At 56.9% G+C, this 12852-nt stretch carries 16 protein-coding genes; 8 read left to right on the top strand and 8 right to left on the bottom strand.

The window, feature by feature from the left end; translation table 11 throughout:
* Positions 1-18: 18 nt before the first annotated feature.
* The 4 genes from L383_RS00530 to ccdA all read right to left on the bottom strand — a co-directional run bounded on the left by L383_RS00530 (position 19) and on the right by ccdA (position 2698).
* Positions 19-798: a site-specific integrase gene (locus L383_RS00530; protein WP_001568028.1), complete on the bottom strand. Its 780-nt coding sequence runs from the start codon at positions 796-798 to the stop codon at positions 19-21.
* 183 nt (positions 799-981) lie between these two features.
* A complete protein-coding gene (locus L383_RS00525) occupies positions 982-1986 on the bottom strand; it encodes a hypothetical protein (protein ID WP_001568027.1) in 1005 nt (334 codons plus the stop codon).
* A 186-nt stretch (positions 1987-2172) separates the two neighbouring features.
* The gene (gene ccdB, locus L383_RS00520; RefSeq protein ID WP_013023785.1) at positions 2173-2478 is read right to left on the bottom strand and encodes a type II toxin-antitoxin system toxin CcdB; all 306 of its coding nucleotides are present in this window, start codon (positions 2476-2478) and stop codon (positions 2173-2175) included.
* A gap of 1 nt (position 2479) precedes the next feature.
* Complete coding sequence (gene ccdA, locus L383_RS00515; RefSeq protein ID WP_001568025.1) at positions 2480-2698, bottom strand: type II toxin-antitoxin system antitoxin CcdA; 219 nt, start codon at positions 2696-2698, stop codon at positions 2480-2482.
* A gap of 562 nt (positions 2699-3260) precedes the next feature.
* Between ccdA and L383_RS26480 the strand changes: the two genes are divergently transcribed.
* On the top strand, positions 3261-4247 hold the full coding sequence (locus tag L383_RS26480; protein WP_021312480.1) for a hypothetical protein: 987 nt from the start codon (positions 3261-3263) through the stop codon (positions 4245-4247).
* A 53-nt stretch (positions 4248-4300) separates the two neighbouring features.
* Here L383_RS26480 and L383_RS00510 read toward each other — a convergent pair whose 3' ends face one another.
* The 3 genes from L383_RS00510 to L383_RS00500 form a co-directional block, all read right to left on the bottom strand.
* Positions 4301-4549: a hypothetical protein gene (locus L383_RS00510; RefSeq protein WP_023332841.1), complete on the bottom strand. Its 249-nt coding sequence runs from the start codon at positions 4547-4549 to the stop codon at positions 4301-4303.
* A 161-nt stretch (positions 4550-4710) separates the two neighbouring features.
* A complete protein-coding gene (locus L383_RS00505; RefSeq protein ID WP_021312478.1) occupies positions 4711-5487 on the bottom strand; it encodes a hypothetical protein in 777 nt (258 codons plus the stop codon).
* A gap of 12 nt (positions 5488-5499) precedes the next feature.
* Positions 5500-6000, bottom strand: a complete 501-nt coding sequence (locus L383_RS00500; protein WP_021312477.1) for a HEPN family nuclease — start codon at positions 5998-6000, stop codon at positions 5500-5502.
* A 275-nt stretch (positions 6001-6275) separates the two neighbouring features.
* Here L383_RS00500 and vapB point away from each other — a divergent pair, with 275 nt between their 5' ends.
* On the top strand, positions 6276-6506 hold the full coding sequence (vapB, locus tag L383_RS00495; protein ID WP_023293777.1) for a type II toxin-antitoxin system VapB family antitoxin: 231 nt from the start codon (positions 6276-6278) through the stop codon (positions 6504-6506).
* Positions 6503-6919, top strand: coding sequence for a type II toxin-antitoxin system VapC family toxin (locus tag L383_RS00490; RefSeq protein WP_000754567.1), 417 nt, complete (start codon positions 6503-6505; stop codon positions 6917-6919). The genes vapB and L383_RS00490 overlap by 4 nt, the downstream gene beginning before the upstream one ends.
* A gap of 350 nt (positions 6920-7269) precedes the next feature.
* Here the strand turns inward: L383_RS00490 and L383_RS00485 are convergent, their stop codons facing one another.
* Positions 7270-8238 carry an IS5 family transposase gene (locus L383_RS00485; protein WP_016151349.1) on the bottom strand — a complete coding sequence of 323 codons (969 nt, stop codon included), beginning with the start codon at positions 8236-8238 and terminating at the stop codon, positions 7270-7272.
* Between the two features lie 159 nt (positions 8239-8397).
* Here L383_RS00485 and L383_RS0124440 point away from each other — a divergent pair, with 159 nt between their 5' ends.
* The 5 genes from L383_RS0124440 (at position 8398) to L383_RS26165 (ending at position 12835) form a co-directional block, all read left to right on the top strand.
* A complete protein-coding gene (locus L383_RS0124440) occupies positions 8398-8661 on the top strand; it encodes a hypothetical protein (protein WP_001295708.1) in 264 nt (87 codons plus the stop codon).
* 193 nt (positions 8662-8854) lie between these two features.
* Complete coding sequence (locus L383_RS26230; RefSeq protein WP_023332908.1) at positions 8855-9136, top strand: helix-turn-helix domain-containing protein; 282 nt, start codon at positions 8855-8857, stop codon at positions 9134-9136.
* Between the two features lie 34 nt (positions 9137-9170).
* Positions 9171-9740 carry a small heat shock protein sHSP20 gene (gene hsp20 / locus L383_RS00475; protein ID WP_023332907.1) on the top strand — a complete coding sequence of 190 codons (570 nt, stop codon included), beginning with the start codon at positions 9171-9173 and terminating at the stop codon, positions 9738-9740.
* 105 nt (positions 9741-9845) lie between these two features.
* Positions 9846-12695: a heat shock survival AAA family ATPase ClpK gene (gene clpK, locus L383_RS00470; RefSeq protein WP_023332906.1), complete on the top strand. Its 2850-nt coding sequence runs from the start codon at positions 9846-9848 to the stop codon at positions 12693-12695.
* Complete coding sequence (locus L383_RS26165; protein WP_016154560.1) at positions 12695-12835, top strand: hypothetical protein; 141 nt, start codon at positions 12695-12697, stop codon at positions 12833-12835. Before clpK ends, L383_RS26165 begins: the two co-directional genes overlap by 1 nt.
* The last annotated feature ends 17 nt before the right edge of the window (positions 12836-12852 follow it).

Consider the following 12852-nt stretch of genomic DNA (forward strand, 5'->3'; position numbering starts at 1 on the left):
CATCATTCTCCTAAGTACTTAAATATTCCCTTTCAGCATGGCTACCGCATCCGCTTCGGGCATCTGAAACTGAACTCGATGCCGCGCAGCAACATCAAGTGCGAACACCTTCGTATAGACTTCCGTCGAGCTAATCGATTTGTGGCCCATCAGGCTCTGCAAAACCTTCAGTGGTATGCCGGCATACAGCATATGCATCGCGTAGGAGTGACGGAACGTATGGGGGGTAACCGGTACTGAGAACGTCACCCCGTCGGCCGCTGCGGCCTCCACCGCTTCGCTAAGCCAGGTGCGCACGGTACGGTCTGTGATCTCCCAGATACGCGCCTTCTCCATTCTGCCGGTGCGCTTGTTTCGTCTTTCCAGCGGAATTTTCAGGGTCGCCACCATCATCTGCAGCTGGCTGACATAGTGGTGATCGGAAAGGGGAACCAGACGATGGATCTGACTGCCTGCGGGGGCACGACCTGCCGTCCTGGCCGCTTTCTCGGTACGCTGCTTGAGGGTGGCCAGCTGTACGAACGGATACGGCGGCGCCAGCGAAAAATCCCCCCGGGTCAGCGCCAGCGCCTCGTTGATACGCGCGCCGGTGTTCCAGAGGGTTGCCAGCAGCATCTTGCGGTGAAGATCCGGCACGTAATGGAGCAGGGCGCTGACTTCCGGCGCCAGCAGGTATTTCGGCAGTTCATCCTGCACGAGCGCCATCTGGCGCAGGGCGAGGGCGGCAGGGTAATCGATGGCCACCGGGAGCAATGTTCCGGGAGATGCCGGAGATCCAACTGGAACCAGGTTATTCATAATTTCTGTTAACTTTTTTCTTTGCCGAGAATTTTCTTCGTAATATTACCGGAGTCAGGATGACTAACCAGCCAGAAAACAGACGAAGTCGCAAACAAAACTACCCCGTCAATGACGGTAGACACGATATTTTCGGGCACAGGTTTCACTCCTCTTCAGTGGGTTGCTATGGAACGGGAACATTCATGACACCAACATCCAGTAGATAAAGCACAGAAAACCCATCCCCCATCCCCAGAACAGGATCTGGTCGCGGTATTTATCCCGCAGGTTAAAAAAGGGATGTGCCTGCAGGTCAACGAGCTCCTCACTTTGCGAGGCAAGCTCCCTTTCCAGCTCCAGGATTCTTTTCTGCGACTGAGCACACAGGGTAGCCAGCCGGATGACCCCGGCTGCCCGTTGCGCCACCTCCAGGTCTGAATCCCCGCTCTGCGGCAGAGACAGTTTTTCTGCCCGCAGCGGCAGGGCGTCACATTTCTCGTCCGGGAGCTGGCCCCCTTTCCTGTGCAACAGATGATAAAATGGACGATTCTGAAGTGAAGTAATTAACTGTTTTTGCGACCGTTTTTTGCCTTCGAGCTGCACGATTTTTTCCTGCAGCCCGCGATAACAGTCTTCCAGCCGGCGTACCGCGGATACCAGGGGCTCCACCCGGAGCGTTGAACACCTGCCCCGCGGCAACTGCAGTTCGTCTGCCCGCAGCGGCATTGAGCTGGTATCCCCCGGCGGGAACCGGAACCCCAGCCCGCGCCATAGTCTGCTCCGGCGGATCAGATTGTGAATGTTTTTCGCATCCACGGACGAGATGTCGATTCTTCCGACCAGCGTTTCCGGCGGCAGGGAGCGGGTCCAGAGCACCATCTGCTGCATGATCCAGCTGCCCACCCCGCGACCACGGGGTAAAAATTCTTTCAGCATAAATTCGACACTGAACAGTTCCACCGTGCCGGGCACGAACTTCGCGACAATGGTCTGCGGTGTTCCTTGTCCTTCACCGTACAGCGTCAGGCTGGAGGTGATCGACACATGTGCCCCTGGCGAGTCCTCTGACCCGTAACGACATTCCTCCACCCGTCTGACGACCACAACCACCGTTTCGTCGCCCGCACTCCCCGCCGGGACGGTCAGCATCCACATGCCGTTATCATCAACAGACGTTTTTATGAAGGTTTCCGTTTTCGCTTCCATACCGGCCTTTTTGTCCCGTTGCGTAAATGTTACTGGCTTAAGGGTTTTTGTGTGAACCGTTCGTTTAAGCTGACCCCACGAAAGCCTGCAGGGCATCCGCTCCGGAGGGCAGTTCATGCTGAGGGTTAAGCTCTGCGGCAATGCTTCGTTTTGACATCCTCGATGTCTTTCAGGGCGGGGAGGCTGTCAAATTCCCCAGAACATCAGGTTTATCGCATTTTTGATGTCATTTTCCCGGTGGCTGAGATCGGCCACTTCCTCCCCGGTGACGGAGGAAGTGACGCTGGCCATGTCCGTGGTCATCAGGCGGTAGCTTTCGTCCCCGATGTGCACCACCGGATAGAGTTCACGGGAAACCTTATCCGACAGCAGCCGGGCGCTGGCCAGCGGGATCACCATCCGTCGCCCGGGGGTATCGATGATGTCACTCTGCACATCCACGAACAGACGATAGCGGCTCTCTCTTTTATAGGCATAAACCTTAAACTGCATCTCACCAGTCCCTGTTTTCGTCGGCGAATGAACCGTTCATCTCAATAAATCGGGCAACCTCGGCCATCCCTTCCTGATTTTCAGCCTGCCAGCGTTCGGAACGCAGACGACGGGCCTCATTCTGCATGGCCCTGTTCACCAGGGCGGAGATATTGACGTCTGCGGATTTCAGTAACTGATAACTGTCGCTGTCTATGGTGACAGTGATGCGCTGCTTCATAATGCACTCCGGAAAACATACTAATGATATGCATATCAGTATAGCGCAAGGATGCAGCTGACACACGCCCGCCTGAAACATACTGTTATGTCGCCATTAATTTCACTTCGTGAAATTCACATACAAAATAATCACCTTAGAGATAACAAGCAGCCATACAGCCACGCCGTTAAATTACCTGACGGCTGTTCCGCCCGGATCCGACTTTTTACGCTCAGCGAAGTTTCCGGAAGTGTACCACGGTCAGGGAATAACCACAGCGCCCTTTTAGGGTGGTGAGCGGCCGGTCACGGGGCAGGGGAGGGACACAACATATAGCGTCGTTGTCAGCTGGTAACACCGCTACATGTTGTGTCATGGTGCCGCTGCGCGCCGGCGGGGCTGAATCAGATCCGGAACCGGCAGAAATCGGATCTGAATAAGAGAAGCAACGAAAAGGTAATAAATATCTTGCACTGGTATTACATCCAGGAGAAAGTAATACCACCAACAGAATGGAGTAAAAAATCCACTTGGTAGGAAAATTTTCATTTTAGATTAAAACGTCAAAGAGGGGTTCATTATGAACTTTCAGACTTCATCTGAACAAAACGAGTCTCAGGGGACCGTGTCGGTCTCACTTAAAGGCATTCCGACCGCTCAGGGCCAGGCGCTGAAAGAGGTGGCCAGAGCACGGGACATTAACCAGTCTGCGCTGCTGCGTGAAATGGTCAATGCCAGTATGGGCAGTATACTCCATGTCTTCTGCCTTAAGAGCCCGCTTGTCGCGTCCCTGGATCAGGACATCGCGCAGTATAACGGCTGTACTGTCCTGCCAACATGGAGCAGTGTCCCTCAGCCCCCTCAGTTTGAAGCGGCCTACCGCGACCTGCTTTCCATCCGTACAGAAGATGATCTGACCCGGATTTTGCTGCGTAATGCACAGTACCTCCGCATGCGAAGCAGCCAGGTTTTGCCACCGGGACAGCAGTTCTACGGCGGGACTGCGCTGTATTTTGCCCTGTTCTGTGATGTTGCCGGTCGTGATGAACAGACGATTGAAGCCTTCTGGGCCAGTATCGCGCGTTTCTGGGGAGCCTGGTATCGTCGGCAGGATTACTATCAGCAGATCAACCAGCTGCGCGGAGTCATGGGCAAGGCGCCGGCGAATGGTCTCAGTGAGGCGCATGCGGTGGGCGTTTACAGCCGGGTCGCTGTGTTTCAGGATGAAAGCGGCCAGAAAGGACACAGCCAGGTGCTGCTGACCCTTCGCACAGAAAATACGCAGGCGCTGCCGGCAGGCGAGTTTGATCAGTTTGAGTTGCCGTTCTGTAATGGTCACATTCTGGTGCCTGATCCGGGCTATGGCTCCCCCGTTGTTTTTCACAACAATGTACTCGGCCTGGGGTTCCGCTTCCGGGAAGGAACCTGCTCCATGCACTGCTACACTGTGGAGGACGCCCGGCTCGGGCCTACCCAGACACTGACGGAAGTGGCGGAAGCGCTCGTCAGTAATGTTGATGCTCCCCTGCGGGCCTATGCTGCAACCATCCCGGTCAATCAGAGGTAGTGGCTTTGACATCCTCCCTGCCTGAAGGATGGGGAGGATGTCAACTCATGGGGTCAGCTACGGCCCCGTTTCAGTTCACGAACACAGGGATCATAATCATCTGCATAACCGCCATAGTCACGGCTGGGCATGAAGTACCATTTTTTGCCGTCCCAGCCGACGATCCGGGTGGTTGGTTTGGTTTTATTCAAAACAACAATGCAGACGCCGGAGGGAGACCCCGGGGGAAGAAGCCGTTGCACCACACACTCACTGTTGCCCACATCAATCCAGTCTTTGACGTGAATTTCAGGATGGCTCATTGTTAATCTCCGGGTGATAAAATTGATAACCGTACAGTGTACACTGACCGGGTAATACTCCTGACACCAGTCTATTGCGATGGTGTTGCCCTGATTCTGCCAGCACCTATAGTATTGCGTCATGAATATTCGTGACGAATATACGGGCCTGTTTTTTCACGTTATTTAATTTGCCCGTGCGGCAGATACTCTATTTTAGCAATTGACGACCTGGACACTGATTTCCCCTCACGGTCTATACCGAAAGTTGAGTTTCCATCCGGCGGTAGATTCCGGACTGATGTATAAGCATATGCAAGTGCCGTTTCAAGCGTACCCTTTTCATAAATAATATCTGCCTGGAACCAGACAATACAGGGGTGAAGCACCTTGAGGTAATGCGGCGTAAGATCGTGGGCGTAGTTCTCAAAGTATGCGTTACAGACATCCTCTACCAGCTCCGGTAGCCTGAGATAATCATGTTGCCCATTTTCACTGGTGTGGAAATGTAATTCCCGAACCAGATGGCCGTAAGGCCCCCAGTGCGTTCTATCGTCAGTTCTGAGCTGAAACATCTCATCCGGGACACCTCCCGGAACATTCCATTCCTGAAGGTGTTTACGAACCATCTCATTCGGAGCCAGGTCGAGCAACATTTTCATGGCGAGTGATTCAGACTGATTTAGCGCCAGTAACCCCGCGGGAAAAGTATTCCCGGCGAAAGTCCGGGTACCATGAAACCACAGAGCTCGTGTGAATGGTCCCGGTTCGCCCAGTTCCGCACAGACGTACTCTCTCAGATACTGAGGTGCATCAACCAACTGGCGAGGATTAAGCTCGTAGATACTTTCAAGATCAAGCGAAAGCAGCACTTTTTTCAGCTTTTCAGGGGGACAGCCAAACCCGGCAGATAATGTATGCAACGCCTGAGTTCGTGAGGAGCAATCGAGGATTAACATTGTGTAAATCCCTCAAAAATCCAATAAGTTAACAGCTTTGGCTCGACGTCGGGCCATATTGTTGAGCAGCAGGGTCGCATAATATTTCAGAAAGGGTAAAAGTTCCGGGGCGCTGAAAGTGGCATAGGCATTCTCATCCTCAGGATCATCCCTGAAAGCAATCAGATCGACAAGACGCTCGTCGCTGACTGATACAACCTGGACGCTGAAATGAGCCACAGAATTTCTCATTTTAAGGATAAGAGCACGCAGAGTCATCTCCGGTCCGGGTAGCTGCGACTCCTGTAACCCCATGCTGGTTTTAAGCTGCTGCGTTAAACGGTCAGCGGGCAGGAAAGAGAGCGCCCTCTCTTTCGGCATCACGATGAGACCCAGAAGGCAATTCAGGGTCAATGTGTAGTTGTACTGCTCCCTGAAGGGCTTGCCCAGCTCCTTAATCATTTCGTTATACTGATCGATAAGTGCCAGTGTTCGTTGAACAAACTCGGTCTCAAAATCTGAATAATTTCCCATTTAACTCTCCCGTTCCGGTTCGAGAATTCACTATATCATCCGGTCAGCCTGACGGCTCAGGTACGGCATTTCCGAGTATGGGAGTTTTCGGATCTGCGGTGGAAAAATGAGAAAGCAGGATATGCACAGCATATCCATATGCCGCGCATCTGCATAGGGCAGACATACGCATATGCCAGTCATCTGCATATGTTACACCTATACAAACCCATCCGGCAGGCATATACTGCACATATGCACTCATACATCATGCATGATCAGCCGGAGGAACATCCATGCGCACAGTATCGATATTTAAAAACGGCAATAACCGCGCCATCCGTCTGCCCCGGGACCTGGATTTTGACGGCGTCAGCGAGCTGGAGATCGTCCGGGAAGGGGACAGCATCATTCTGCGTCCCGTCCGGCCGACCTGGGGCTCGTTCGCGCAGCTAGACAGGGCCGATCCGGACTTTATGGCGCAGCGTGAGGATGTGGTCAGCGACGAAGGACGCTTTGATCCATGAAGAAAACCTGGATGCTCGACACTAACATCTGCTCGTTCATCATGCGCGAGCAGCCGGCAGCGGTGCTGAAGCGCCTGGAGCAGGTGGTGCTGCGCGGTGATCGCATCGTGGTCTCGGCCGTGACGTATGCCGAGATGCGCTTCGGCGCCACCGGCCCGAAGGCCTCGCCGCGCCATATTCAGCTGGTCGACGCGTTCTGCGCGCGCCTCGATGCCATCCTGCCCTGGGACCGGGCTGCGGTGGACGCCACGACGGACATCCGGGTGGCGCTGCGCCTCGCCGGGACGCCGATCGGCCCGAACGACACCGCCATTGCCGGACACGCCATCGCGGCGGGCGCCATCCTGGTGACGAATAATACAAGAGAGTTTGAGCGGGTGCCGGGTCTGGTTCTGGAAGACTGGGTTAAGTAACGTAGTCAGGCCGCTATCCATCGGCCTGACAGTTTCTCTGCGATGTTATTTGTATTCCTTTTCACCGTTACTGAATGGCTCTACACGGATACGTGTTCTCTCATGTGTGAGTTTTGGCGGCCTGATGAATTTAGATATCCCCAGCTGGACGGCCAGAGTCCACATTTCGTCTGAATAAACGATACTGCGGTGATGCTTCTCAATGAGGAAAGCGTCATAATCATGATGACGGAACGTCTGTAACACCGACCTGACAAATGCCTGTGATGCCCAGCCTTCTTTCAGGCACTGGATGGCTTTGTTGAATAAATCAGATTTCGGGTAAGTCTCCCCCGTAGCGGGTTGTGTTTTCAGGCAATACGCACGCTTTCAGGCATACCTGCTTTCGTCATTTTGTTCAGCGCTCGTACCAGGGCCATAGCCTCTGCAACCTGACCATCGTAGTCACGCAGTGTCAGTGAACCTCCGAACAGCTGTTTTACCCGGTACATCGCCGTTTCCGCTATCGAGCGACGGTTATAATCTGTTGTCCATTTCCACCGCGCATTACTCCCGGTCAGCCGCTGATTCGCAACAGCACGGTTACGGTCTGCATATTCACCGGGCCAGTAACCCGCGCCTTTTCGGGGCGGGATAAGCGCGCTGATTTTCTTACGCCGCAGTTCATCGTGACAGAGCCGGGTGTCGTAAGCGCCGTCTGCCGATGCTGCCCTGATTTTTCTGTGAGTCTGCCGGATAAGACCCGGGAAGGCTTCTGAGTCCGTCACATTGTTCAGCGACAGGTCTGCACAGATGATTTCATGTGTGTTGCTGTCAACTGCCAGATGCAACTTTCGCCATATACGACGGCGTTCTTTGCCGTGTTTTTTGACTTTCCATTCGCCTTCACCAAAGACCTTCAGCCCGGTGGAATCAATCACCAGATGCGCGATTTCACCTCGGGTGAACGTTTTGAAACTGACATTAACCGACTTTGCGCGCTTGCTGACACTGGTGTAATCCGGGCAGCGCAACGGAACATTCATCAGTGTAAAAATGGAATCAATAAAACCCTGTGCAGCCCGCAGGGTCAACCTGAACACGCGTTTAATGACCAGAACGGTGGTGATGGCGAGATCAGAATAGCGCTGAGGTCTTCCCCGTGATGAAGGCGTTGCCGACTCATACCAGGCCTGAATAGCTTCATCATCCAGCCAGAAAGTTATGGAGCCACGGTTGATGAGGGCTTTATTGTAGGTGGGCCAGTTGGTGATTTTGAACTTTTGCTTTGCCACGGAACGGTCTGCGTTGTCGGGAAGATGCGTGATCTGATCCTTCAACTCAGCAAAAGTTCGATTTATTCAACAAAGCCGCATTGAGGCTGTAGCCCAAGGCGATGTTTGCGATGGAGGCACCGGGTTCAGAACACTCCTGAATGACCTGAGCCTTGAAAGATTTGCTGTAGGTACGGCGCTGAGGGCGCATGGAAAATCCGCTTGATGGGCCATGGCCTTCGGCGGCGGTGTCGGGAAGGTGTGTTGGCCGGACGGATACTGTTGAACTACGTTGTCTGGGGCAACGGAAGTGTTTCGGCCCGACTCTGGAACGCGATCCGCAGCGACGACTGGGCAATTCCGCACGTTGGCCTGAGCAGCCTCGGGGAAATCGTCGTCTGGGCGCGCCCAGACGAGTTTCCGCCAAGGAACATGCAGACGAGCAAGGGGCTGCGGGCACTCGGCTACAACGTGAGGATCGGTGTTTGATCGAGGCGCCTGTGGCACACGCAGGCTGACGAGCCAGGCGCTGTCCATTGCCTGAGCAGTTGACCTGCATCAATGGGGCGGGAGAACGCTGCACATTGACTCTTGAGGTTATTCATAGTAGGTCTAATATTACAAAGTATTGCAAGGATTTCCTTGGCCGGAACCGCAAAGCGACGCGATTGGAGAGGGTGAGATGAAAGTGCACCTACAGGTGATTTTCACGCTCGATGAATTGGCTGCGTACTTGAAAGTCGGCAAGCGGACGCTTTATCGGCTCGCCGCACACGGGGAAATTCCGGCTTTCAAGATGGGCGGGACGTGGCGGCTTCGTCAAAGTGAAATCGATCAGTGCATCAATGATCAGACCCGAGCCGGAGCAAAGAAGGAGGTGATGCGCAAGCGTGAACAGCAGAAGTCATCCGAGCAGCCCGTGTCGCCTGGGCGCACTGCCCGTCACAGCAGGCAAAGGGCTTGAGTAACTCGTTTTCCAATTTTTCTGGAGGTATGACATGGACATCGATTTCAAGAAGTTGGCTCCCTGGAACTGGTTCAAGAACGAGCAGCAAGAGCAGCAGACCGTCTCTTCCCTGCCGGTGCAGCGCAATGACCTGCCAGCGGCGAGCGGGCCAGTCAGCCCGATCATGCAACTGCATCGGGAAATCGACCGGCTGTTCGATGACGCATTCCGGGGCTTCGGTTTTCCGGCGTTGAACATGCCGCAGTGGCCATCCGATTGGTCGGGCATGCTGAAGCCGGCCCTGGACATCCAGGAAACCGACAAGCAGTACAAGATTACCCTGGAAGTGCCCGGTGTCGAGGAGAAGGACATCCAGATAACTCTCGACAACGACGTGCTGATGGTGCGTGGCGAGAAGCGCCAGGAACAGGAGAAGAAGGAAGGTGGCTTCCACCGTGTGGAGCGCTCCTACGGCAGCTTTCAGCGTGCCTTGAACCTGCCTGACGACGCCAACCAGGATTCGATCAAGGCATCGTTCAAGAACGGGGTGCTCACGGTCACGATCGACAAGCGCGAGGTCAGCGCGCCGAAGCAGGGACGCTCGATCCCGATCAACGGCTGACGTCGCCGGCTCGTTCGTCACAAGAAAAACCCGGCACGAGACGAGGAGTCGCGGCTCGCGATGCCTCGTCGCCTCAACCTTGTCAACCTTCTCAGGAGCATCAGCATGGCCAGAAAACAATGCCAGGTCTGCGGCCAACCCGCCACCGTGCGGGTGGAAGCCAATCTCAACGGTCGTAACAGCACCATGCTGTTGTGCGACGACCATTACCGGCAATTAGTGCGCCAGCAAAAGCGCACCGTTTCGCCGCTGGAAGCCTTGTTCGGCTCGCGTAGCGGCCTGTTCGAGGACTTCCTCGGCAGTGACTTCTTCCGCATCGGCGAAGACGCGACGCCAGTTGCCGCCGATACCGATGACGTGGTCGATGCCTCGTTTGGCGAGCCCGCCACCGCAGGTTCGGGTGCGCCGCGCCGTCGCGGCAGTGGGTTGGCCAGCCGCATCAGCGAACAGTCGGAAGCCTTGCTGCAGGAGGCCGCCAAACACGCTGCCGAATTTGGCCGCTCCGAGGTGGATACCGAACATCTGCTGCTGGCGCTGGCCGACAGCGACGTGGTCAAGACCATCCTGGGTCAGTTCAAGATCAAGGTCGATGACCTCAAGCGGCAGATCGAGTCTGAGGCCAAGCGCGGGGACAAGCCCTTCGAGGGCGAGATCGGCGTGTCGCCGCGCGTGAAGGATGCGCTCAGCCGCGCCTTCGTGGCCTCCAATGAACTCGGCCATTCTTATGTCGGTCCAGAGCATTTCCTGATCGGTCTGGCCGAGGAAGGCGAAGGGCTGGCCGCCAACCTGCTGCGCCGCTACGGCCTGACGCCGCAGGCGCTGCGCCAACAGGTCAGCAAGGTGGTCGGCAAGGGCGCCGAGGATGGCCGCGCTGAGACGCCGACCAACACGCCAGAACTCGACAAGTACTCGCGCGACCTGACCAAGATGGCGCGCGACGGCAAGCTCGACCCGGTGATCGGCCGCGCGCAGGAGATCGAAACCACCATCGAGGTGCTGGCCCGGCGCAAGAAGAACAACCCGGTGCTGATCGGCGAGCCGGGTGTGGGCAAGACCGCCATCGTCGAAGGGCTGGCGCAGCGCATGGTGGCGGGTGAAGTGCCCGAGACCTTGCGCGACAAGCGCCTGGTGGAACTCAACATCAACGCCATGGTGGCCGGCGCCAAATATCGCGGCGAGTTCGAGGAGCGCGTGCAGAAGGTGCTGAAGGAGGTGACCGAGCACCAGGGCGAGCTGATTTTGTTCATCGACGAGGTGCACACCATCGTCGGTGCCGGCCAGGGCGGTGGCGAAGGCGGGCTGGACGTGGCCAACGTGTTCAAACCGATGATGGCGCGCGGTGAACTCAACCTAATCGGCGCCACGACGCTGAACGAGTACCAGAAATACATCGAGAAGGATGCCGCACTGGAGCGGCGCTTCCAGCCGGTGACGGTGCCCGAGCCGACGGTGGCCCAGGCCATCATGATTCTGCGCGGCCTGCGCGACACCTTCGAGGCGCACCACAAGGTCAGCATCTCCGAGGACGCGATCATCGCGGCGGCCGAGTTGTCCGACCGCTACATCACGGCGCGCTTCCTGCCGGACAAGGCGATCGACCTGCTCGACCAGGCGGCCGCGCGCGTCAAGCTGTCGGCCACGGCCCGGCCGGTGGCCGTGCAGGAGCTGGAGTCCGAACTGCACCAGCTGCGGCGTGAACAGGATTACGTGGCCGCGCGCAAGCAGTACGACCAGGCCGCCGAGCTCGGCAAGCGCATCGAAGCCAAGGAGGCCGAGCTCAAGAAGCTCGTCGAGAACTGGGAGCGGGAGCGGGCCTCCGGCAGTGCCGAGGTCAAGGCGGAACACGTGGCGCAGATCGTCTCGCGCCTGACCGGCATCCCGGTCAACGAGTTGACGGTGGAAGAGCGCGAAAAGCTGCTGCACTTGGAACAACGGCTGCACGAGCGCCTGGTGGGACAAGACGAGGCGGTCCGTGCCGTGGCCGATGCCGTGCGGCTGTCCCGCGCCGGCCTGCGCGAAGGCAGCAAACCGGTGGCTACCTTCCTGTTTCTGGGCCCGACCGGGGTGGGCAAGACCGAGCTCGCCAAGGCATTGGCCGAATCGATCTACGGCGATGAGCACGCCCTGTTGCGCATCGACATGTCGGAATATGGCGAACGCCATACCGTGGCGCGGCTGGTGGGCGCGCCTCCGGGCTATGTCGGTTACGACGAAGGCGGTCAGCTCACCGAGAAGGTGCGGCGCAAGCCCTACAGCGTGCTGCTGCTCGACGAGATCGAGAAGGCACACCCTGACGTCTACAACATCCTGCTGCAAGTGTTCGACGACGGTCGCCTCACCGACGGCAAGGGCCGGGTGGTGGATTTCACCAACACCATCATCATCGCCACGTCCAACCTGGGTTCGGACATCATCCAGCGACGGCTGAAGGCGCGTGGGGCGGCCGACGAGGAGTACGAAAAGACCAAGGCCGAGGTCATGGACGTGCTGCGCGGCCACTTCCGGCCCGAGTTCCTCAACCGCATCGACGAGATCATCGTCTTCCATGCGCTGGGCAAGGAGGAGATCCGCCACATCGTCGGCCTGCAGCTCGATCGCGTGGCGCGCAGCGCCGCCAGCCAGGGCGTGACGCTCACTTTCGATCAGACGCTGATCGACCATTTCGCGGAAGAAGGCTACAAACCCGAGTTCGGTGCGCGTGAACTCAAGCGCCTGATCCGCAGCGAGCTGGAAACTGCGCTGGCGCGCGAGATGCTCGGTGGCAGCATCGGCAAGGGCGATCACGCCAGCGCACGCTGGGACGACAAGGCCGAACGCGTGGTGTTCGAACGCAAAGAGCTACCGCAGACCCCGGCCGAGCCGGAGCAGCCGGATGTCGCGAAGGCGACCGAGACGCCGCACGGCGACGCTGGCAAAGGCTCGCGCAAGAAGAAGTCGGCGAGCGACGCATCGTGATGGGCGTGTTCGAGCACGCCTACCGGATTCTCGACATCAACCGCGCGGTGCTGGAGCGCTGTGCGCGCGAGCTGCTGGCGCGGGAAACGCTCGACGAAAGCGATATCCGTCAATTGACTCAAGGACTTGTTCGGAACTGAAAACAGTAGTAGGTGCC

It is taken from the genome of Enterobacter sp. MGH 37, from assembly GCF_000534515.1.
Taxonomy (GTDB): Bacteria; Pseudomonadota; Gammaproteobacteria; order Enterobacterales; family Enterobacteriaceae; genus Enterobacter; species Enterobacter kobei.

What these genes read in the sequence shown, in the direction of transcription:
- clpK (WP_023332906.1), top strand. Translation starts at nt 9,846, where the DNA reads ATGGCCAGAAAACAATGCCAGGTCTGCGGCCAACCCGCCACCGTGCGG.
- ccdB (WP_013023785.1), bottom strand. Translation starts at nt 2,478, where the DNA reads ATGCAGTTTAAGGTTTATGCCTATAAAAGAGAGAGCCGCTATCGTCTG.
- vapB (WP_023293777.1), top strand. Translation starts at nt 6,276, where the DNA reads ATGCGCACAGTATCGATATTTAAAAACGGCAATAACCGCGCCATCCGT.
- L383_RS26165 (WP_016154560.1), top strand. Translation starts at nt 12,695, where the DNA reads ATGGGCGTGTTCGAGCACGCCTACCGGATTCTCGACATCAACCGCGCG.
- L383_RS26230 (WP_023332908.1), top strand. Translation starts at nt 8,855, where the DNA reads ATGAAAGTGCACCTACAGGTGATTTTCACGCTCGATGAATTGGCTGCG.
- L383_RS00505 (WP_021312478.1), bottom strand. Translation starts at nt 5,487, where the DNA reads ATGTTAATCCTCGATTGCTCCTCACGAACTCAGGCGTTGCATACATTA.
- L383_RS00510 (WP_023332841.1), bottom strand. Translation starts at nt 4,549, where the DNA reads ATGAGCCATCCTGAAATTCACGTCAAAGACTGGATTGATGTGGGCAAC.
- L383_RS0124440 (WP_001295708.1), top strand. Translation starts at nt 8,398, where the DNA reads ATGGGCCATGGCCTTCGGCGGCGGTGTCGGGAAGGTGTGTTGGCCGGA.
- L383_RS00490 (WP_000754567.1), top strand. Translation starts at nt 6,503, where the DNA reads ATGAAGAAAACCTGGATGCTCGACACTAACATCTGCTCGTTCATCATG.
- L383_RS00500 (WP_021312477.1), bottom strand. Translation starts at nt 6,000, where the DNA reads ATGGGAAATTATTCAGATTTTGAGACCGAGTTTGTTCAACGAACACTG.
- L383_RS26480 (WP_021312480.1), top strand. Translation starts at nt 3,261, where the DNA reads ATGAACTTTCAGACTTCATCTGAACAAAACGAGTCTCAGGGGACCGTG.
- L383_RS00530 (WP_001568028.1), bottom strand. Translation starts at nt 798, where the DNA reads ATGAATAACCTGGTTCCAGTTGGATCTCCGGCATCTCCCGGAACATTG.
- hsp20 (WP_023332907.1), top strand. Translation starts at nt 9,171, where the DNA reads ATGGACATCGATTTCAAGAAGTTGGCTCCCTGGAACTGGTTCAAGAAC.
- L383_RS00525 (WP_001568027.1), bottom strand. Translation starts at nt 1,986, where the DNA reads ATGGAAGCGAAAACGGAAACCTTCATAAAAACGTCTGTTGATGATAAC.
- ccdA (WP_001568025.1), bottom strand. Translation starts at nt 2,698, where the DNA reads ATGAAGCAGCGCATCACTGTCACCATAGACAGCGACAGTTATCAGTTA.